The 17,897-nt window shown below is 61.7% G+C and carries 12 protein-coding genes and 1 pseudogene; 4 read left to right on the top strand and 9 right to left on the bottom strand.

What is annotated here, in order from left to right:
- Positions 1-45: 45 nt before the first annotated feature.
- Both LRS56_12620 and LRS56_12615 read right to left on the bottom strand, forming a co-directional pair.
- Complete coding sequence (locus tag LRS56_12620; GenBank protein WDU65217.1) at positions 46-3,129, bottom strand: efflux RND transporter permease subunit; 3,084 nt, start codon at positions 3,127-3,129, stop codon at positions 46-48.
- A gap of 2 nt (positions 3,130-3,131) precedes the next feature.
- Positions 3,132-4,238 carry an efflux RND transporter periplasmic adaptor subunit gene (locus LRS56_12615; GenBank protein ID WDU65216.1) on the bottom strand — a complete coding sequence of 369 codons (1,107 nt, stop codon included), beginning with the start codon at positions 4,236-4,238 and terminating at the stop codon, positions 3,132-3,134.
- A 104-nt stretch (positions 4,239-4,342) separates the two neighbouring features.
- Between LRS56_12615 and LRS56_12610 the strand changes: the two genes are divergently transcribed.
- A complete protein-coding gene (locus tag LRS56_12610; protein ID WDU65215.1) occupies positions 4,343-5,548 on the top strand; it encodes a multidrug effflux MFS transporter in 1,206 nt (401 codons plus the stop codon).
- 78 nt (positions 5,549-5,626) lie between these two features.
- On the top strand, positions 5,627-7,558 hold the full coding sequence (locus LRS56_12605; protein ID WDU65214.1) for a TonB-dependent receptor: 1,932 nt from the start codon (positions 5,627-5,629) through the stop codon (positions 7,556-7,558).
- On the opposite strand, the gene LRS56_12600 is transcribed toward LRS56_12605, so the two are convergent.
- Entirely contained in the window at positions 7,555-8,907 is a 1,353-nt protein-coding gene (locus LRS56_12600; protein ID WDU65213.1) for an ATP-binding protein, read from the bottom strand. The two genes, LRS56_12605 and LRS56_12600, sit on opposite strands and share 4 nt — an antisense overlap.
- The gene (locus LRS56_12595; GenBank protein ID WDU65212.1) at positions 8,895-9,638 is read right to left on the bottom strand and encodes a response regulator transcription factor; all 744 of its coding nucleotides are present in this window, start codon (positions 9,636-9,638) and stop codon (positions 8,895-8,897) included. Before LRS56_12595 ends, LRS56_12600 begins: the two co-directional genes overlap by 13 nt.
- A 180-nt stretch (positions 9,639-9,818) precedes the next feature.
- On the opposite strand from LRS56_12595, the pseudogene LRS56_12590 reads away from it, so the two are divergent.
- A pseudogene (locus LRS56_12590) lies at positions 9,819-10,684 on the top strand (pirin family protein).
- Between the two features lie 166 nt (positions 10,685-10,850).
- The gene (locus tag LRS56_12585; protein WDU65211.1) at positions 10,851-12,296 is read left to right on the top strand and encodes a mechanosensitive ion channel; all 1,446 of its coding nucleotides are present in this window, start codon (positions 10,851-10,853) and stop codon (positions 12,294-12,296) included.
- 4 nt (positions 12,297-12,300) lie between these two features.
- On the opposite strand, the gene LRS56_12580 is transcribed toward LRS56_12585, so the two are convergent.
- From LRS56_12580 to LRS56_12560, 5 genes are read right to left on the bottom strand one after another with little or no spacing between them, the layout of a single operon-like run.
- Positions 12,301-13,692, bottom strand: a complete 1,392-nt coding sequence (locus LRS56_12580; GenBank protein WDU65210.1) for a hypothetical protein — start codon at positions 13,690-13,692, stop codon at positions 12,301-12,303.
- Positions 13,682-15,049: a CHAT domain-containing protein gene (locus LRS56_12575; protein WDU65209.1), complete on the bottom strand. Its 1,368-nt coding sequence runs from the start codon at positions 15,047-15,049 to the stop codon at positions 13,682-13,684. The genes LRS56_12580 and LRS56_12575 overlap by 11 nt, the downstream gene beginning before the upstream one ends.
- Positions 15,046-16,170 carry a hypothetical protein gene (locus tag LRS56_12570; GenBank protein WDU65208.1) on the bottom strand — a complete coding sequence of 375 codons (1,125 nt, stop codon included), beginning with the start codon at positions 16,168-16,170 and terminating at the stop codon, positions 15,046-15,048. Before LRS56_12570 ends, LRS56_12575 begins: the two co-directional genes overlap by 4 nt.
- Entirely contained in the window at positions 16,124-16,519 is a 396-nt protein-coding gene (locus LRS56_12565) for a hypothetical protein (GenBank protein ID WDU65207.1), read from the bottom strand. The genes LRS56_12570 and LRS56_12565 overlap by 47 nt, the downstream gene beginning before the upstream one ends.
- 15 nt (positions 16,520-16,534) lie before the next feature.
- Complete coding sequence (locus tag LRS56_12560; protein ID WDU65206.1) at positions 16,535-17,854, bottom strand: hypothetical protein; 1,320 nt, start codon at positions 17,852-17,854, stop codon at positions 16,535-16,537.
- Between the last annotated feature and the right edge of the window lie 43 nt (positions 17,855-17,897).

The following is a 17,897-nucleotide window of genomic DNA, read 5'->3' as shown; positions in this document are numbered from 1 at the left end:
TCAGGCGAGGACTTTGCAGAGGTTTTTAAGGGTTATCTGTAGTGCTTATCCGGCAGTGATGTGGGAGGTTTCGGCAGTTTTTGTGCGCTCCCGTCCAAGCACCAAGCTGCACAGCGCCGGCAGGAACAGCAGCGTCAACACCGTACCCACCAGCACCCCGCCAATCAGCACATAGGCCAGGGACGACCAGAACACCGACAGCGTCAGCGGAATAAATGCCAGCGCCGCCGCGAGTGCGGTCAATATCACCGGCCGTGCGCGGCGCACGGTGGCTTCGATGATTGCCTCGTGGATGGCCATGCCGTGGTCTTGGTTCTGGCGAATCTGGTCGGTAAAGATCAGCGTGTTGCGCATCAGAATGCCGCCAATCCCGATCAAGCCCAAAATCGCGTTAAACCCGAATGGCTGGTTGAACAGCAATAAGGTCGGCACCGCGCCGATCAAGCCCAGGGGCGCGGTGGCGAAGACCATGAACATCACGCCGAACGAGCGCACCTGGAACATGATCACCGTGAGGGTCAGCAGGATCATGATCGGGAACAGCGCCGCCAGGGCCACGTTGGCCTTGGCGCTTTCTTCCACCGGGCCGCCGATTTCGATCTGGTAACCCGCCGGCAGTTTGGCGATCAGCGGTTGCAGGTCTTTGTAAACGGCCATTTCCACGTCGGGCGGTTGTACGCCGTCGATGATGTCGGCGCGTACTTCCACGGTAGTTGCGCGGTTGCGACGCTTGAGAATCGGCTCCTCCATCACCGCCTGGAAATGCCCGACCTGGGCCAGCGGCACCGAGGTGCCGGCGCTGTTGGTGAGGGTCATATTATTAAGGTTGCCAAGGTTTTCACGCTGGTCGCCCTGGGCGCGGGCCACCACGGACACGGTGCGGTTGCCTTCGCGCACTTCGGTGATCGGGTTGCCGCTGAGCAAGGCATTGAGCTGGGATTTGACCTCGTTGGGGGTGAAACCCAGCAGGCGCAGGCGGTCCTGATCCAGCACCAGGCGATAGCCGCTGGTGCGCTCGCCCCAATCCAGGAAAGCATCCTTGGTCAGGCGGTTGGCGGCCACTACGCGGCGTACGTCTTCGGACACGCTACGCAACACATCCAGATTCGGCCCGGAAACACGGAACACTACCGGGAACGGCACTGGCGGGCCGAACAGCAACTGCGTAACCCGCACCCGCGCCGCCGGGAATTCACCCGCAGCAATCCGCTCACGCATGCGCAGTTTGAGCGCGTCGCGAGCATGGGAGTCAGGTGTCTGCACGATCAACTTGGCAAACGCCGGGTCCGGCAACTCGGGGTTCAGCGACAGGAAAAAGCGTGGCGCACCGCCGCCCACATAGGTGTCGACCATGCTGGTCTGCGGCTCTTGCAGCAGCGCCTTTTCCAGCTGCGCCGCGACCGCCTCGGTGCTTTTGAAGGCGCTGCCGGGCGGCATATACACCTCAAGAATCAGCTCGGAACGGTCAGAGTTGGGGAAAAACTGCTTCTTCACCACGCCCATGCCCAGCACACACACCACAAATGCCGTGACCACCAGCCCGGTCACCAGCCAGCGCCTGCGCACGCAGGCTTGCACCAGGTTGCGCAGTTTCTGGTAATAGCGCCCGGCGTAGATGGCATCGTGGCCACCGGGCACCGGTTTGATCTGCGGCAGCAGCTTGACGCCGAGGTACGGCGTAAACACCACCGCCACCAGCCAGGATGAGATCAGCGCAAAGCCGACGATCCAGAAAATATTGCCGGCATATTCCCCGGCCCCCGAGCGTGCAAACCCCACCGGCAGAAAACCGATGATGGTCACCAGCGTACCGGTCAGCATTGGCGCGGCGGTGGAGCTCCAGGCGAAGGTGGCGGCGTGGATCCGATCAAAACCTTCCTCCAGTTTGACCACCATCATTTCGATGGCGATGATCGCGTCATCCACCAGCAGGCCCAGGGAAATGATCAGTGCGCCAAGGGTGATGCGGTCGAACTCACGCCCGGTGAGCAGCATGATCACAAACACCACGGACAGGGTCAGCGGCACTGCCGCAGCCACCACCAGCCCGACGCGAAAGCCCAGGGCCAACAGGCTGATGAGCATCACCACCGCCAGGGCGACGAAGAATTTCAGCATGAATTCATTCACCGCGAGGCTAATGTTTTTCGCCTGGTCGGAGACCTTGGCGAAGTTCACGCCCAGCGGCAGGTCCGCCTGGATTCTGGCCTCCTGAGCCTTGAGGCTCTTGTCCAGTTCCAGGCCGTTCCAGTGCTTCTCCATGATCACGCCGAGCATCAGCGCCGGGTCACCCTGGTGGCGGATGCGGTAGCTGGGCGGGTCTTCATAACCCCGGCTGACGCTGGCCACATCGGCGATGCGCAGCACCCGGCCATTGGCTTCCAGGGGCACGTTTTCAATCAGCGACAGGCTGTCGAAAGCGCCGTCGACCCGGATATAGGCACGCGCACCGGCCGTTTCCACAAAGCCCGAGGGTGCCACGGCATTTTGTGCGGCGAGGGCGGCGAAGATCTGGTCCGGCTTGATGCCCAGGGTGGCGAGGCGTTCGTACGAGAACTCGACAAAGATCCGCTGCGCCTGCTCGCCGAGGATATTGACCTTCTTCACCCCCGGCAGGTTGAGCAAACCCTGGCGCAATTCTTCGGCCATCTGCACCTGTTGCCGATGGGGCAGATGCTCGGCTTCCAGGGCGTACAGGGCAAAGTACACATCGGAATATTCATCGTTGAAGAATGGCCCGATCACACCCTTGGGCAGTTTCGCGGCTTCGTCGCTGAGTTTTTTGCGGGTCTGGTAGAACAGGTCCTGGATTTCGCTGGGGCGCGTGGACTCCTTGTAGGTCATGCGCATCGACACAAAGCCCGGCTGGGCGATGGTCTCGACGCGGTCGTAGTAGTCCAGTTCCTGCAAGCGCTTTTCCAGGCGGTCGGCGACTTGTTCCTGCATTTCCTGGGCGGTGGCGCCGGGCCAGGCGGCCGTGATGGTCATGACCTTGACGGTAAACGAGGGGTCTTCGGCGCGCCCCAGTTTGCCGAACGAGAAGATCCCGGCGGCGAGGATCGCAATGATCAGAAACAGTGTGACCGCACGGTGTTTCACGGCCAGTTCGGAGAGGTTGATCCCGCGCATGCTCAGTGGTCCTGTTTGCGGTTGAGGGCCAGCACTTGGGCAGGCAGCAGGCGTACCGCGTCACCGTTGTGCAGCAGGTGCGCGCCGAGGGCAACGATGGTTTGGCCGGGGCTTACTCCGCTGTCAAGCAGGGCATCTTCCTGGCCCAGGCTGGCGACCTTGACGGGGGCAAAGCTGACCTTGTCATCGGCGCCGATCACCCACACGCCGGTGCCTTGCCCGGCGTCCTGCAACGCGCCGATCGGCACGCGGGTCTGCTGGGCCTGGCCCTTGCCTTGCAGGCGTACGGTGATGGTCGAGCCGAGGGCGAAACGGTCGACGGCGCCATGCAACACATAGCGGGCGCGGTAGGTACGGGTGGTGGGGTCGGCACTGGCCGACAGTTCGCGCAGGGTCGCAGTCACCGCCTGGTCTGGTGCGCCAAAAGGAAAGGCCAGGGCTTTTTGCGCGGCTTGATCGCGCTGGTTTTCCGGCAGGTTGACGATGGCTTCGCGGGCGCCGTCATGGGCCAGGCGGGCGACGATTTGCCCTTCGGCGACCACTTGGCCGCGATCCACCCTTACATCGGTGATGATGCCGTCGCCATCGGCCTTGAGCACCGAGTAGGTGCGGCGGTTTTCAATCTGGCTGGCGTCGGACTGCGCCGAGGCCAGTTCGGCTTCGGCGACACGCAGGTTGGTCGCCGACTGGTCGAAGATCTGCCGTGACACCGCGCCGGTGCTCGCCAGGCGCTGGTAGCGGTTTTCGTCATCACGGCGTTGACGCAGTTGCGCCTGGGCCGCGTTAACCCGGTTTTTTGCCGAACGCAGGGCCAGTTCGAAGTCGCCGATATCCAGCACCAGCAGGGTGTCGCCACGGGAGACGTGCTGGCCGGGGTCGACCTTGCGCTCGATGACCTTGCCACTGACCCGAAAGCCCAAATCGCTTTCGGTGCGTGCAGCCACCACGCCGGTATAGGCGCTTTGCTGGGTGCCGGCGGCTTCGACGTTGGCGGCGAGCACCGGGCGCGGTTGCGGGACGTCGGCGGCAGTATCGGCCTTGCTGTTGCAGCCGCTGAGGATGATCAACAGGGCCAGGGGCGTGAGAAGACGCAGGGGGAGAGGGGGCATGGCGGGCTCCAGAGGGGGTTACCATCGGGTGGAAAATTATGGACATAATATTTAACTCATATTATGGTCGAAATATAAATTAATCCAGCCCCCGGATAATCCCCATGGCAAACGCCCCGTCACCTTCGCGCAGCTTGCTGTTGTTACTGGTTGCCCTGACCGCCTTGGGTGAGGTCTCAACCCAATTGCTGATCCCCGGCCTCGGCGCCATCGAGCAGGCGCTGGTGGCGCCACCGGGGTCGGCATTGCTGGCGTTGTCAGCGTTTGTCGCTGCATTCGGCCTGGGCCAGTTGGTGTTCGGGCCGCTGTCGGATCGTATCGGCCGGCGCCCGGTGCTGATTGGCGGCCTGGTGCTGTATGTGCTGGCGACCCTGTCGATGCTGCTGGTCAGCGATATTCAGCAATTTATCGCCGCCCGCGTGATGCAAGGCTTGGGCGCCTGCGCCGCACTGGTACTGGCGCGCACCGTGGTGCGCGATGTGTGGAAGGCCGAAGCGGGGCCGGCACTGGCGCTGACCATGATCGGCATGCTCTACGCGATTGTCGTCGCGCCGATGATCGGTGGGTTGCTGATCAAACTGTTCGGCTGGCATGCGCCGATCATCCTGGCATTGGCCATTGGCAGCGTGGTGTTGTTGCTGGCACTGCTGTTTTTTCGCGAGAGCAACCATTACCTCGACCCCAAGGCCGGCCACTGGCGCACCCTCGGCGGGCAATACCTGGACCTGCTCAAGGGCCGCCAATACCGTGCGTTCGCGGTGGCCCTGGCGTGCACCTATGGCGCCATGTTTGCGGTGATCGCGGGTTCATCGGCGGTGTTTATCAACCTGCTGGGCTTCAGCAGCCTTGAGTACGGCATCAATTTTGGTGTGATCGTGTCGATGCTGATCGTCGGCTCCACCTACACCCGACGCAACATCCTGCGCCTGGGCCCGCAGCGGATAGTGGCGATGGGCGTGACGCTGGTGGCGGTTGGTGGGGTTTCGGCGCTGGTCATTTATGCGCTTTTCGGCCTGTCGGTGCTGGGGCTGGATATTCCGATTGCCCTGGCGACCCTGGGCGGCGGCCTGGTGCTGCCCGGTTCGGTCACGGGCGGGGTCATGCCCAATGCACATCGCGCCGGCCTGGCGGCGGGGTTGATGGGCTTTGCGCAGATGTTCGGTGCCACCTGCAGCGGCCTGTTGTTAAGCCAGCTGCGCGATGGCAGTGCGACGCCGATGATCATCATTCAGGCGTGTTTTGCAGTGACGGCGTTCGTCGCGTTTCATCTGCTGCGTGAGCGGCGCGTGGCCCTGGTGCCCACGGCTTGAGTTGTCACACTTTGTCCAAGTTATTCAGGGCTAGATGATTACGATTCTCTTTTGAGTCTAATCCTAAGGTCCACGCCCATGCTTCCTGCTTTTCGCTTCACACCCTTGGCCCTGCTGGTTGCCGGCAGCTTCAGCGCGCACGCCGACGAGCCGTTGGCGCTCAATGATGTCGTGGTGACGGCCTCCGGCTTCGCCCAAAGCGTGGAAGACGCGCCGGCCTCCGTCACGGTGATCGATGGCGAAGCATTGCGCCGCAAATCCTACCGTGATCTTGGTGACGCGGTGCGTGATGTGGAAGGCGTGACCGTCAACGGCGGGGCGAATGAAACCGATATTTCCATCCGTGGCATGCCGGCCGATTACACGCTGATCATGGTTGACGGTAAACGCCAGAGCGCTCGGGAATCGCGGGTCAACGGCAACAGTGGCTACGAACAGAGTTTCGTGCCGCCGGCCGCCGCCATCGAACGGATTGAGGTGGTGCGCGGGCCGATGTCCTCGCTGTACGGCTCGGATGCCATCGGCGGGGTGATCAACGTGATCACGCGCAAGGTCTCGCCGACCTGGGGCGGTTCGATCGGCTACGACTATTCGGCTCGCCAGCACAGTGACCAGGGCAATGCGCGCCAGACCCAGTTCTACCTCAGCGGCCCGCTCAAGGAAGATTGGCTCGGTTTGCAGGTGTGGGGCCGTTACCTGGATCGCCAGGCCGATGACGATATCGAACAGACCAACGGTTTCAGCCAGGCCGACCATCGCGACCTCACCGCACGCCTGGCCTTCACCCCGACCATTGACCACGACATCCTGCTGGAAGCGGGCGCCACGCGCCTGAAAAACGGTGACGGCATCAGCGCCAACTGGGCCACCCGCGAGCAGGAAAACAATCGCGATCACTGGTCGCTGTCCCACCAAGGCCGCTGGGGTTGGGCCACCTCGGACGTCGCCCTGTCCCAGGAGACCTCCAGCCGCGAAGGCAAGGCCACCCCGGCGCAAACCGATATCTACGGGCGCAAACCCGAAATCAAGAACACGGTATTCGACGCCAAACTGGTGGTGCCCACCGCCTATAACGTCAGCACCGTGGGCCTGCAATGGAACAAAAGCGAGCTGACCGACTGGAACCAGGGCCTGGGTGACCGCGTCGACTACACCTTTTCGGTGGTGCAAAAAGCCTTGTTCGCCGAAAACGAGTGGTCGGTCACCGACCGCTTCGCCCTGACCACCGGCCTGCGCCTGGATGAGCACGAAGAATACGGCGCCCACCTCAGCCCGCGGGTCTACGGGGTATGGCGCGCCACCGAACAGTGGACTCTCAAAGGCGGTATCGCCCGTGGCTTCAAGGCACCGGAACTACGCGCCGTGGTCGAGGACTACGCCTACCTGCGCCGCAACCGTTTTGTGATGTTCGGCAACCCCGACCTCAAGCCCGAAACCAGCACCAACTATGAAGTCTCGGCGTTGTGGAGCAACCGCGACAACCTGTCCGGCGGCGTGACGCTGTTCTACAACGACTTCCAGGACAAACTCTCCACCGTTACCACCGACCGGCGCTGGAACGGCTACACCATCATGGAGCGGGTCAACGTCGACCAGGCGATCATCCAGGGCGTGGAGCTCACTGGGCAATGGGACATCAACCCCAGCGTGCTGCTCAAGGCCAACTACACCTACACCGACTCCGAGCAGAAAAGCGGCGCCAACAAAGGCGCGCCGCTGGCGCTTACCCCAGAACAAAAGGCCAATCTGCGTACCGAATGGGCGATCAACGACCGCACCCAGGCCTGGGCGTCGCTGAGTTACTACGGTGAAGAAACCGGCAACACCCTCACCGACGAACCCGCCCCGGGCTACACCACGGCCGACCTCGGTGGCTCCTATGATGTGAGCGATTCGCTGACCCTCAACGCCTCCCTCAATAACCTCACCGACAAGCGCCTGGACGATGAAACTTACGGCACGGTGAACTACGGCCGCACGCTGTGGATGGGCGCCACACTCAACTTCTAAAGCGCCGCCGGCAATCGCACCACCGCGCACAGGCCGGCCGGTGGGCGATTCTCCAGTACCAGCTCGCCGCCATGGGCCTGGATGCACGAACGTGCAATCGCCAGCCCCAGCCCCACGCCGCCGTCGCTGACGCCGCGTTGCACGAACGGCTCGAAGACTTTGCTCAGCCAGTCTTCGGGCAGGCCCTGGCCGTGGTCGAGAATTTCGATGCGCAGCCAGCCATCCTCTTGGCGCGTCAGGCGCAGGCTGGCATCGCCGGCATGGTGCAGGGCGTTGTCGACCAGGTTGGTCAACGCGCGTTTGAGGGCCAGCGGGCGACAGGTCAGCAGCAGCGACGGCGCGGCGTGCCAGGTCACGGGCTGCTGCAGGCGCTGGTAACGTTTGGCCAGGTCATCCAGCAGGCCGCTCAGCGAGACTGTGGCGGTGGGCTCCTGCACGGCGTCATCGCGCACGAAGCTCAGGGTTTCGCGCACCATTGCACTCAGTTCCGCGAGGCTTTCGAGCATGTCATCGCGGGCCGTGCCGGGCTCCAGCAATTCCACTTGCAGGCGCAGTTCGGTGATCGGTGTATTCAGGTCATGGCTGACCGCTGCGAGCATCCGTGTGCGCCCTTCGACATGCCGGGCCAGGCTGGCCTGCATGGTGTTGAAGGCGGCAGTCAGGTCGCGTGCTTCTTGGGGGCCGCGTTCGGGCAGCGGGGCGATCCATTCACCGCGGCTCACGCGCTCGGTGGCCTGGGCCAGGGTTTTGACCGGACGTACCACGCGGGCAATAAAAAACATCACGATCAGCAGCACCGGCAGCGTGGTTACCGGCAGGCTGTAGGCGAGTACGCGGCTCCATTCATACGCGCCGGCGGGGTATTGCACCGCGTTCAGGAACCGGCCTCCCGGCAGTGCGACGCTGCTGCGCAGGCGCAACGGTGCCCAGCCGGCGGGGCTGAACACATGGGCGCGGGCGTCGGCGCCGCTGATGCGCTCCAGTTGCATGCCGACCGTGGCGGCGTTTTCCAGTTGCAACTGGTGGCGCAGCTCGTTGGCCAGCCGCTGCTCCTCCGGGCGCAGCTCAAACGGTGCCACTTCCGGCGTCGAGGCAATCCAGAAGCGCGTGTCATCGGTGCTCATGGCGGCCAACAGGTGCTCGGTTTCCGCCGGGGTCAGGTCCATCGCTGTGTGATGAGCGGTGTTCAAGCGTTCCAGGCTGAAGCTGCGGGACAACGGATGGATCAGGCTACCGGTGCGTTGCAGAACCAACATCGCAATGGCATTCGACGCCAACAGCGCCAGCAGCAACAACAGGCTCAGTTGGCGTGCGAGCGTGCGCGGCCACAGTCGGCTCAGGGCGTGCATTCATTGACCTCGGCCGCCAGCAGGTATCCGCCGCCCCAGATGGTGCGCAGCAGGTCCGGCGCCGCATCGTCCTGGGCCAGCTTGCGCCGCAGCCGGCTGACCTGGCGGTCGATGGCGCGGTCGCTGACGTCGCTGTCGGCAGCCGCGGTCAGGTCGATCAGCCGCTCACGGGGCAGCAGTGTGTTGGGGTGAGTGAGGAACACTTGCAGCAGGCGGCTTTCGGCAGTGCTGAGCTGGATCGGCGCGCCCGCGTCGCGGCGCAAAATGGCGCGGCTGACGCTGAAATGCCAGCCGGCAAATTGATAGGCGCGTGCGCCGCTGTCAGTGGCTGCGGGGCCGGCAGCGCGGCCCTGGCGGCGCAGCACGCTGTGGATGCGCGCCACCAGCTCGCGGGGTTCGAAGGGCTTGGTAATGTAGTCGTCCGCGCCCAGGTCCAGGCCACGCACGCGGTCGGCGGCGGTGTCGCGGGCAGTCAGCAGGATCACCGGGGTGTTGCTGCGTCGGTGCAACTGGTTGCATAACTCAAAGCCATCGCCGTCCGGCAGCAGCACGTCGAGCACCACCACATCAAACGCCTGGGCCTTGAGCAGTTGCCACATGCCGGCCGCGTCTTCGGCGGTGCGCACTTCAAAGGTGTGGCGCCGCAGATAAGTGGCCAAGGGTTCGCGGATTTTGCGGTGGTCATCCACCACCAGTACACGCGGTGCGACAGGCGCAGGGGCAAACGGCATTGCAGCCCTCGGAAGGTTGAGCAGGAGAGGGCGGATATTACTACGAGTCATTATCATTAACGCTGTTTTTGTGGTGATGCTGCGGTATACCGTCCTGTCAGTGGAACGCTCAAGGCTGTTTTTGCGGTCTAGCGCCAAATTGTTGCGAGATTTAAGGTGTATGCACTTTGGAGGACCACCATGAAAAAACTCATCGGCATTTACACCAGCCCCCGCGCCCATTGGGTTGGCGACGGCTTCCGGTGCGCACGCTGTTTTCCTACGACTCGATGGGCAAGCACATCAGCCCATTCTTGCTGCTGGACCACGCGGGCCCAGCGGATTTCACCCCCACCGAGCAACGCCGCGGCGTCGGCCAGCACCCGCATCGCGGCTTTGAAACCGTGACGATTGTGTACGACGGCGAAGTCGAACACCGCGACTCCACCGGCGCGGGCGGCAAGATCGGCCCCGGCGACGTGCAATGGATGACCGCAGCCAAGGGCATCATCCACGAAGAGTTCCATTCCGAAGCTTTCGCCCGCAACGGCGGGGTGATGGAAATGGTGCAACTGTGGGTCAACCTGCCGGCCAAGGACAAAATGGCCGAAGCGGGCTACCAGACGATCGTCGACGACGATATCCCTGTGCTGCCATTGGCCAACGATGCCGGGCACCTGCGGCTTATCGCCGGTGAGTTCGCCGGTACCCGTGGGCCTGCACGCACCTTTACGCCGATTGACGTGTGGGACCTGCGCCTTAATGCCGGCAACCCGGTGACGCTGGACCTGCGCGCGGGTCGCAATACCGCGCTGGTGATCCTGCGTGGCACGGTGCGGGTCAACGGCGAAGAAGTGGCGCGCCCAGGCCAACTGGCGCTGTTCGAGCGCGATGGCGAGCAACTGACCCTGGAGGCCAGCGACGACGCCAAGGTGCTGCTGCTCAGCGGCGAACCGATCGATGAGCCCATCGTCGGCCATGGTCCGTTTGTGATGAACACCGAGCAGGAAATCCATCAGGCATTTGCCGACTTCCACTCGGGGCAGTTCGGGCAAATGCACGCCTGACGACTCGCCGCAAAACCCTGCGGGAGCTGGCTTGCCTGCGATAGCATCGGCGCGGTGTAACCAATACACCGAGGCGTCTGCATCGCCGGCAAGCCAGCTCCCACATTTTGTTTCCAGCGTGCCCATTTCATGCGATCTTCCGGTCATTCGCCCTGGAGTCGCCTGGATGCCCTCATTTATCGCTGATCACCCGATGCTGTGCGCCTTGGCGCTGATCTTTATCGACATCGCCGTGTGGCGTCTTATTTCCGCCAACCTTGCCAACTGGAAGCTCGCGGCGCGCTTGGTGATCTTTGCGGTGTTCAGTGCCGTGCTGTTCAACGACGGCATGAACCCCATGCAGCTCGCGCCGTATGCCGACAACACCGCCTTGCACATGGCCGCCACGGCCTTGCAGATCGGCTGGTGGCTGTTCGCTGCGCGTACCCTCACGGTATTGCTCGGCGCGTTGATGATGCAGCGGGTCGGCCACACCGGGCGGCTGTTGCAGGACTTGATGGGCGCGGTGATTTTCCTGATCGCGATCATCGCCGCCATGGCCTACGTGCTCGACCTGCCGGTCAAGGGCGTGCTGGCCACCTCCGGCGCGGTGGCGATCATCGTCGGCCTGGCGCTGCAAAGCACCCTGAGCGATGTATTTTCCGGGATCGTGCTCAATACCACCAAGCCGTATCAACTGGACGACTGGATCTCCATCGACGGCACCGAAGGCCGGGTCACGGACATCGACTGGCGCGCCACTCGCCTGCAAACCTCCCAGGGCAGCATGGCGGTGATTCCCAATTCCCTTGCGGCCAAGGCCAAGATCATCAACTTCTCGCGCCCGGCGGATATGTTCGGCCTGGCGGTCAGCGTGCAGGTCAGCCCCCATGCGCGCCCGCAAACCGTGATCGAGGCGCTGGAGCGGGCGATGCAGGGTTGCCGCCCGCTGCTGGCCAAGCCGGCGCCCAGCGTCGCGTTCAAAACCTCGGCCAGTGGCGGGGTGGAGTATGAAATCAGCGGGTTTGTGCCCGCCATGCCCCTCAAGCGCGAGGTGCGTAACCAGCTGTACGACCTCGCATTCCGCCACTTGCAGGCGGCGGGCGTGGGTTTGCTGTCGGCCACCGAAAGCGGCGCGCCGCCTGCCATGTCCGCCGCACGGGCGTTGCTGGAGCGTTCGTCGATTTTCTCCACCCTGCGCCAGGAAGAGAAAGACACCTTCAGCCAGAACATGACCCTGCACACCTATCGCGCCGGCGAGATGATCCTGCCGGCGGGGGAGGTCAGCGACCACTTGTTTATCGTCGAGTCGGGCGTGGTCTCGGTGATGCTGACCAAGGGCGGGCATAAGTTCGAAGCCGGGCGCATGGGGCCGGGTGAGGTGATCGGCGAGGCGGGGATCTTGTCGGATGAGGCGACGCTGGCGGATTTTTCCGCCAAGACCTTTTGTACGCTGTACCGCATCGAGAAGGAATATCTGAAGCCGTGCCTGGATGCGCGGCACGACATCAGCGAAGCCATGAAAACCCTGCTGGATTTCCGCCTGCACGCCGCGCAGGCCCTGACCCAGGACGCACCAGTGGTGCCGGTCAAGAAGGGCTTTCTGCAGTGGCTGCGCAAGCGCGGGCTGTGACGGGCTACGGCAGGCACACGGTTGGGTCGCCGAGGGTCACCATGGCGAGACGGTCCATGGCCAGGAGTTTGGCTTTGATCATCCTGGTTTTGGCATCGGGTACGCGATCGTTGTAGTCGATCAAACTATTGGAGTGCTCCAACAGGTAACCTGCCACCGCCGTATAGTAGCCCTCGATCGCCATGCCTATTGGTTGACGCGCTGCGCTATGCAGGCACCGGGTCAACGGATTGACGATCATCTGCTGGACCATCACCTGCCCCGTGTCAGGATCCCTTAACGTCCAGTCGAAGGTAGGTTCGACATGGCCAACGAATGCGCCCAGCGGGTGTTCGGCGCCCAGCAGTTGGCGGGGTAATGGGGCGGTGCAGGGGCCGATACTGGCGACCTTGTGCAACATGTTGCCCAGCGACGACTCCCGGTCGACCAAACCCTGGAATTCCGAGGGTTTGTCTGCGCCTGCAGAGCAACAGGCATGGGCGTACCAGATCGCCCCACTGGGGTTCCAGAACTGTTGCAGCGTTTCTACATTAAGCAGGCTTTCGTCAAGGTCGACCATCAGGCCCAATTGCGCCGCAAGCTGGGTGGGTGAATCCAACGGAAACGTGGCGCCATGGCTGGTGGTCAGCACGAAGGCCGGTTGTTGCGCATGCAATGCCTGGTAGAAATTGTGCAAACGCGCTTCTTGCCCCGTCAGAAACGATGGGGTGAACCCATAGCCTGAAAGCGTTTCAGACACGCGTTTGGCGATGGTATTAGCCATCAGATGGCTGATATCCCTGGTGCCATGGTTGACTGCCCAGATAACTGGCGTGTCGAAATCACGCGTGCTGCCAGACCAGTTTTCCAGTAGGGCGTTGATGTAGTTTTTCAGGCCCGTCTCATCCAGGTCCAGGCGGCCTACAAAGGCGTCGGTCTGCAAGCGGTATTGAAAACTCCACGGAATGTCAGTGGGAGAACCGATGATCAGCAGGTAACGGGGGATTCTGTAGTCGCCGATACCGCGTTCTCCGGCGAGATGGGGGTCTACCGGGCCTTTATCGGGAAAATACCGTCGAAGCCTTCCCCCCATGGCCAGCTCTGGACGATAGCGGAATACCGGTGCATTCCCGCGTTCTTTGAGCAGCGTCCGCACGCATTCTGGGGCATCAACCGCCTGGGCTTTATCCGCGTCGGTCCTACCGTTGCAGTCAGGTAACACAAGGCCCCAACCGATTGCCGGGTCTCGCCAGTCTTCGAGGTTGGCAGCCGGAGGGACATGGCCCACCAGTGCATGCATGTCTTCAGACTCGACACTCACTAATAATGACCAAGTGCTGGCCAGGGATATGTCTCCGCTGGCCGTTGTGTTTCCGCACCAGGCATTACTTGACAGGTGGAAGGGGTTAATCGCCATGGTGGAAGTCTCCTTCGGCGGTTGGCCATTGGTCCTCGGGGATGTCGCCGAGCATTTTCTTGAGTATTTCGTTGGCTTGCTCGGCGTTCATTTTTGCCGCTGTGGCAGTCAACAACTGGGCGGTTGTCTTGAGGCGGACATGGTTGTCGCCGCCAGCAGGTCGTACGAACAGTTGGGGGTCGATACTGCGTACATACAGCACCGGCAGCGACCAATGCGGTGAGCTTTGCGGGTTGCTTTTAAGACCTTGAGCGATGGCGTTGCGCACGGAGTACATGACAGTCGTCAACTCCAGTGTGGTGCTGGCGTGGGCCTTGAGATCGGTCCATGCATCCAGGATCAATGCCAGTGCACCTGGGTAGAGTGCCTTGGTGAACCGATAGGCGTCCGCCGAGGTGACGGGCTCCATCATTGCGACAACCGCAGGTATTCCGGCAGTGCACACTTGTGCAGCCATGGAGGGCAAGGTCGAGGTCGCGTTGCCGATTGAGCAACAGTTGAGTACCACCAGCCAAGTGTTCTTCAGCGTATAGCCCAAGTCTCTCAAGTTGAGCCCGGTGACGGTCACCGAACCATGGGATAACGCATGAGGGTTGGTATCATGCAGCGCGTGGTCTGCGGTGGTTGCCAGTTCCAGTTGTTGGCCGTTGCTGTCACTGAAGCCGTGGCAAAAAAAATGCAGGATATGCGGCGCCCAGTTACTGATGGCCTGCGTCAGGTCGCTGGAACTCGAAGCGATCGATCCAAGCTCCACATCGTCAAGGCCGCCAGCTATTTCGACTTCGATGCTGTCGTACAGGCTCTCGAGCCCCACCAGAACCTTTACGCTGATCGCCAGACCGTTTTTCCTGGCTTGAATGACCGCATCACGCAGGGCTTTCCACTCATTTTTCTGGTCGCCAATACCCAATGCCGAAATGACTACCATCAACCTCACCGGCACCTCCAGTTCACTGGGAGGCAGTGGGTTGGGGTTGGTCTGCTTGACTATGCGCCCAATGGGTGAGCGCCGGTCGAGGGCAACGAAAGCACTGCTGGTGTCGCAGAGCATTTCCCAATTGATTCGCTGGGAAAACTCGCCATCCAGTAACATGAACAGCGGTCGTATTTCATGCGCGGCCGTGCCTTTGATGCCATCCAGCACCTGACAAATGCCTTGATGTGCGCGTAATGCTGTTCTCACCATGACACCTCGGTCCAGCACGGCGTTTTGCTGGGCAAACCCTGGTACATGCTCTGGCAGATTTAAAGGGCAGGGTGGGAATTGGCCGGTTAGCGGAAGGGAACTGTGCATGACTTGGGCGTAGAGGGTGTCGCCCCAGGCATCAATGGTCAGTACGGTGCGTGGGTAGATCATGACGCGTCCCCCTTATCGGCAAGGGGATTACCGGCCTCGTCACCCACTCGTTCTCGCTCGACCTCGCCCAGCGCCTGGCGAAATTGCTGGATGGTTTCCATGGCGATCGATAAGTCGCGCAACGCTGTTTTTTGAGGCACTACTTCATCGCGTATCAGTTTCTGATAATGCAATTGGATTTGTTCGGCAGCGCGTTCCGTTGCTGCGGTTACGGCTGATAAGTGCTTGCTCCTGGTCAGTGGTTGCGATGACTGCACATCGTCACTCAGCGCATAGGTGTTCAGTACGGTTTTGATCTGTGCTCTATTTCGAGCGTAGCGCCTGCCGAGATCCTGTAGCTCCAGATTGCGCTGGGCGTAGGTCGGCGCCTGAAAGGACCGGGTGAGCAGATAGGGCTGGCAATACAAATACAAGCCGCCCTCATGGTAAGGGGGGCGTTGCGGATAGGGAGAATGCACAAAGCGATAGCCTGCCTCCAGCACCCCATAAGGCGCCTTGTTGTGATCAAACATCATCATCGGTCCAGGCAATGTCTGGGCAATTTCATCAGCCAGTACCCGCAGTCCCAGTAGACTGTGGTTGTCGGTGGGCGCGCTGAACGCAGTGGCCCAGGCACCAATCTGGATCAGAAAGTTGGCCAGCTCGACCGCCCCCACAGAACCTGCGAGGAAGTCGTCGCTACGCTGCGTTGGTGACTGCGCAAAGAGCAGCGAGCCTCGGAGACCGGACAAGTGCCCGTGGCATATGAAATGTACGGCGTCGACACTGAAAGTTTTGAGCGCATCCCGCATCCACACAAGCCAGGGTGATTGCAGGCTTCTGCCAGGTTGCCCGATTGAGGTCATCCCGTTGGCTGTAAGCAATGGGGTGCTGTCAATCGAATAGGCGATCACCTCGCAGCCCAAGTCTATCGAGTTGAGCAGCGGCGACAGATCGGTGTCGGTGAATACGTGCAGGCGCAGTGGGCGATCAACGCCGCTGGCGATGGCCTGCAGCGTATCGATCAGATCATTGCCGGCGTCGATTTTTTCCCTCTGCAACGGCGCACTGCCACAGACAACGACATCCAGCTGCTCAAAACTTTCCTGAGGCGGCGGGAAAATAAAATCGGGCAACATCAATACGGGTATCTGGAGATCCACGAGCAGTTGTTCCCACGGCAGGAAACTCAGCGTGCCGCAGGGTTGGACCAGGTGGCACCCACAAGCACTGATGTCCGATGCCATTGATGTGCCAGTGTGCGTGCAATGCCTCGATAAACGCGGCAGGAAAATGCAGGTTTGACTCGTCCGGCCGCTTGACGGGGAATTCAGACGACAAACCGAACGACGCCTGATTATCCTGCCAGAACGTGACGCCTAAAAGTGCATGATCTTCATGCCATTGCAGTGTAAAGATGACTTCTCCCCTGGCCTTCAGCTCAACCTTGAGGGTCACAATATCGTTCTGGCGTTTCAGCATCTCGGCCATGACAAACCCCTCATCTCACACGTCGTTGCTCGAGGTCAGGCTGTAAGCCAGCCACCAGGTCGACGGATTGCTGATATCGCCATGGCCGCTGATCGTACGGCTGCCCTGGATGCCCAGCACACGCCCACCTTTACCGAAGTCATACGGGTCCAGCGGGTCCTTGATGTAGATCGGCTGCACCTCCACAGGCTGGGGGCCGAAGCCGCCCAATGCGCCGTACTTGCTCGGTGAACCGGCGGGCGAGGGCTGCTCGCCCAGGTCCTGATCGCGACGTAGTGCCAGGTGGAAGGCTTGGCTCAAGGCGCTGTCATGGCTGCTGAATGTCGCTACAACCGGGCGGGTGATGCGGGCAAGGTTGGGTCGGTAACCGCCTTGCAGCGTACTGTCGGGGATTTTCGCAGCGAAGGCGTATTGGGAGATGGCGGGCTGCAGCAGCAATGCCGAATGGATGGGGCGCACACCGTCGGGCAGCGCAGCCGTGGCGGACATCACCACTTTGCAGCCATAGGAATGCCCCAGCAGATGCACCTTGGCGTTCGCACTGGTGGTCAGGATATCTGCCAGCAACCGCGACACGCCCGCGCTGCCCACCTTGCCGGCGCGGTCTTTCATTTGCCATACCGTGAACGGTTTGATCAGTTGGCGCGGGTCAAGCGACTTCAGGGCATCAATAACGCCCGCCGGCGTCGGCGGCGTTTGCGGGGCTTCCCGCACGGCACCGAACTTATCGTAGTCAGGCTCCGGCTCTGCACTGACAATCGCGCAAACGAGCAAGTCCTGTGCACTGGGCGGACTGCGTTGCAGGCCCTCATCGTCCTGCTGGTCCTTGAGTGCATCCGCCAGTATTTGCGCCAGTTCACCGGCCTGTTGTGGTGTAAGCCGTGGCGTCTGGGCCAAGGTCAGAAAGGCCTCGCGTTTTGTCTGCGGCAGTGACTGGGCAATTTCGGCCACTTGCTTGCGGCCCTCTTCAACGGAGCCGGCAAAGCGCGGCCCGGTCTCGTTGTCAAACCAGGCCAGGGCCTGGCTTGGCCAGAAGATGCCGACCAGCAGCGGGTTGTACTTATCCGCAACCTTGAGCCCCAGGGTGCTGCGTTGGCGGATGTAGCCGTCGATAAAATCCGCGTATCGGGCACTGGCCACTTCCCAGTCGTTGTTCCAGCCATGAGAAAAGAAAAAGATGTCGCTGTGACCACCGAGGTTGTCCAGCAAATGCTCGCGCGTCAGCGGCGCTTCGCACTGGCCGTCTTTGTCAAACGGCACAATGTAGTAGGGAAACGTCTTGCCCTCGGCAGAGACGCAGTGCTTGAACGGTCCAACGGGCATCATCGCTGGCATGCTCATCTCCTCAATCTGACAAGTGAGTTAACAGACGCTCAGC

Source organism: Pseudomonas poae, from assembly GCA_028869255.1.
Lineage (GTDB): Bacteria > Pseudomonadota > Gammaproteobacteria > Pseudomonadales > Pseudomonadaceae > Aquipseudomonas > Aquipseudomonas poae_C.
The sequence above is the reverse complement of the archived record's forward strand: the minus strand, read 5'-3'. Positions and strand labels throughout refer to the sequence as shown.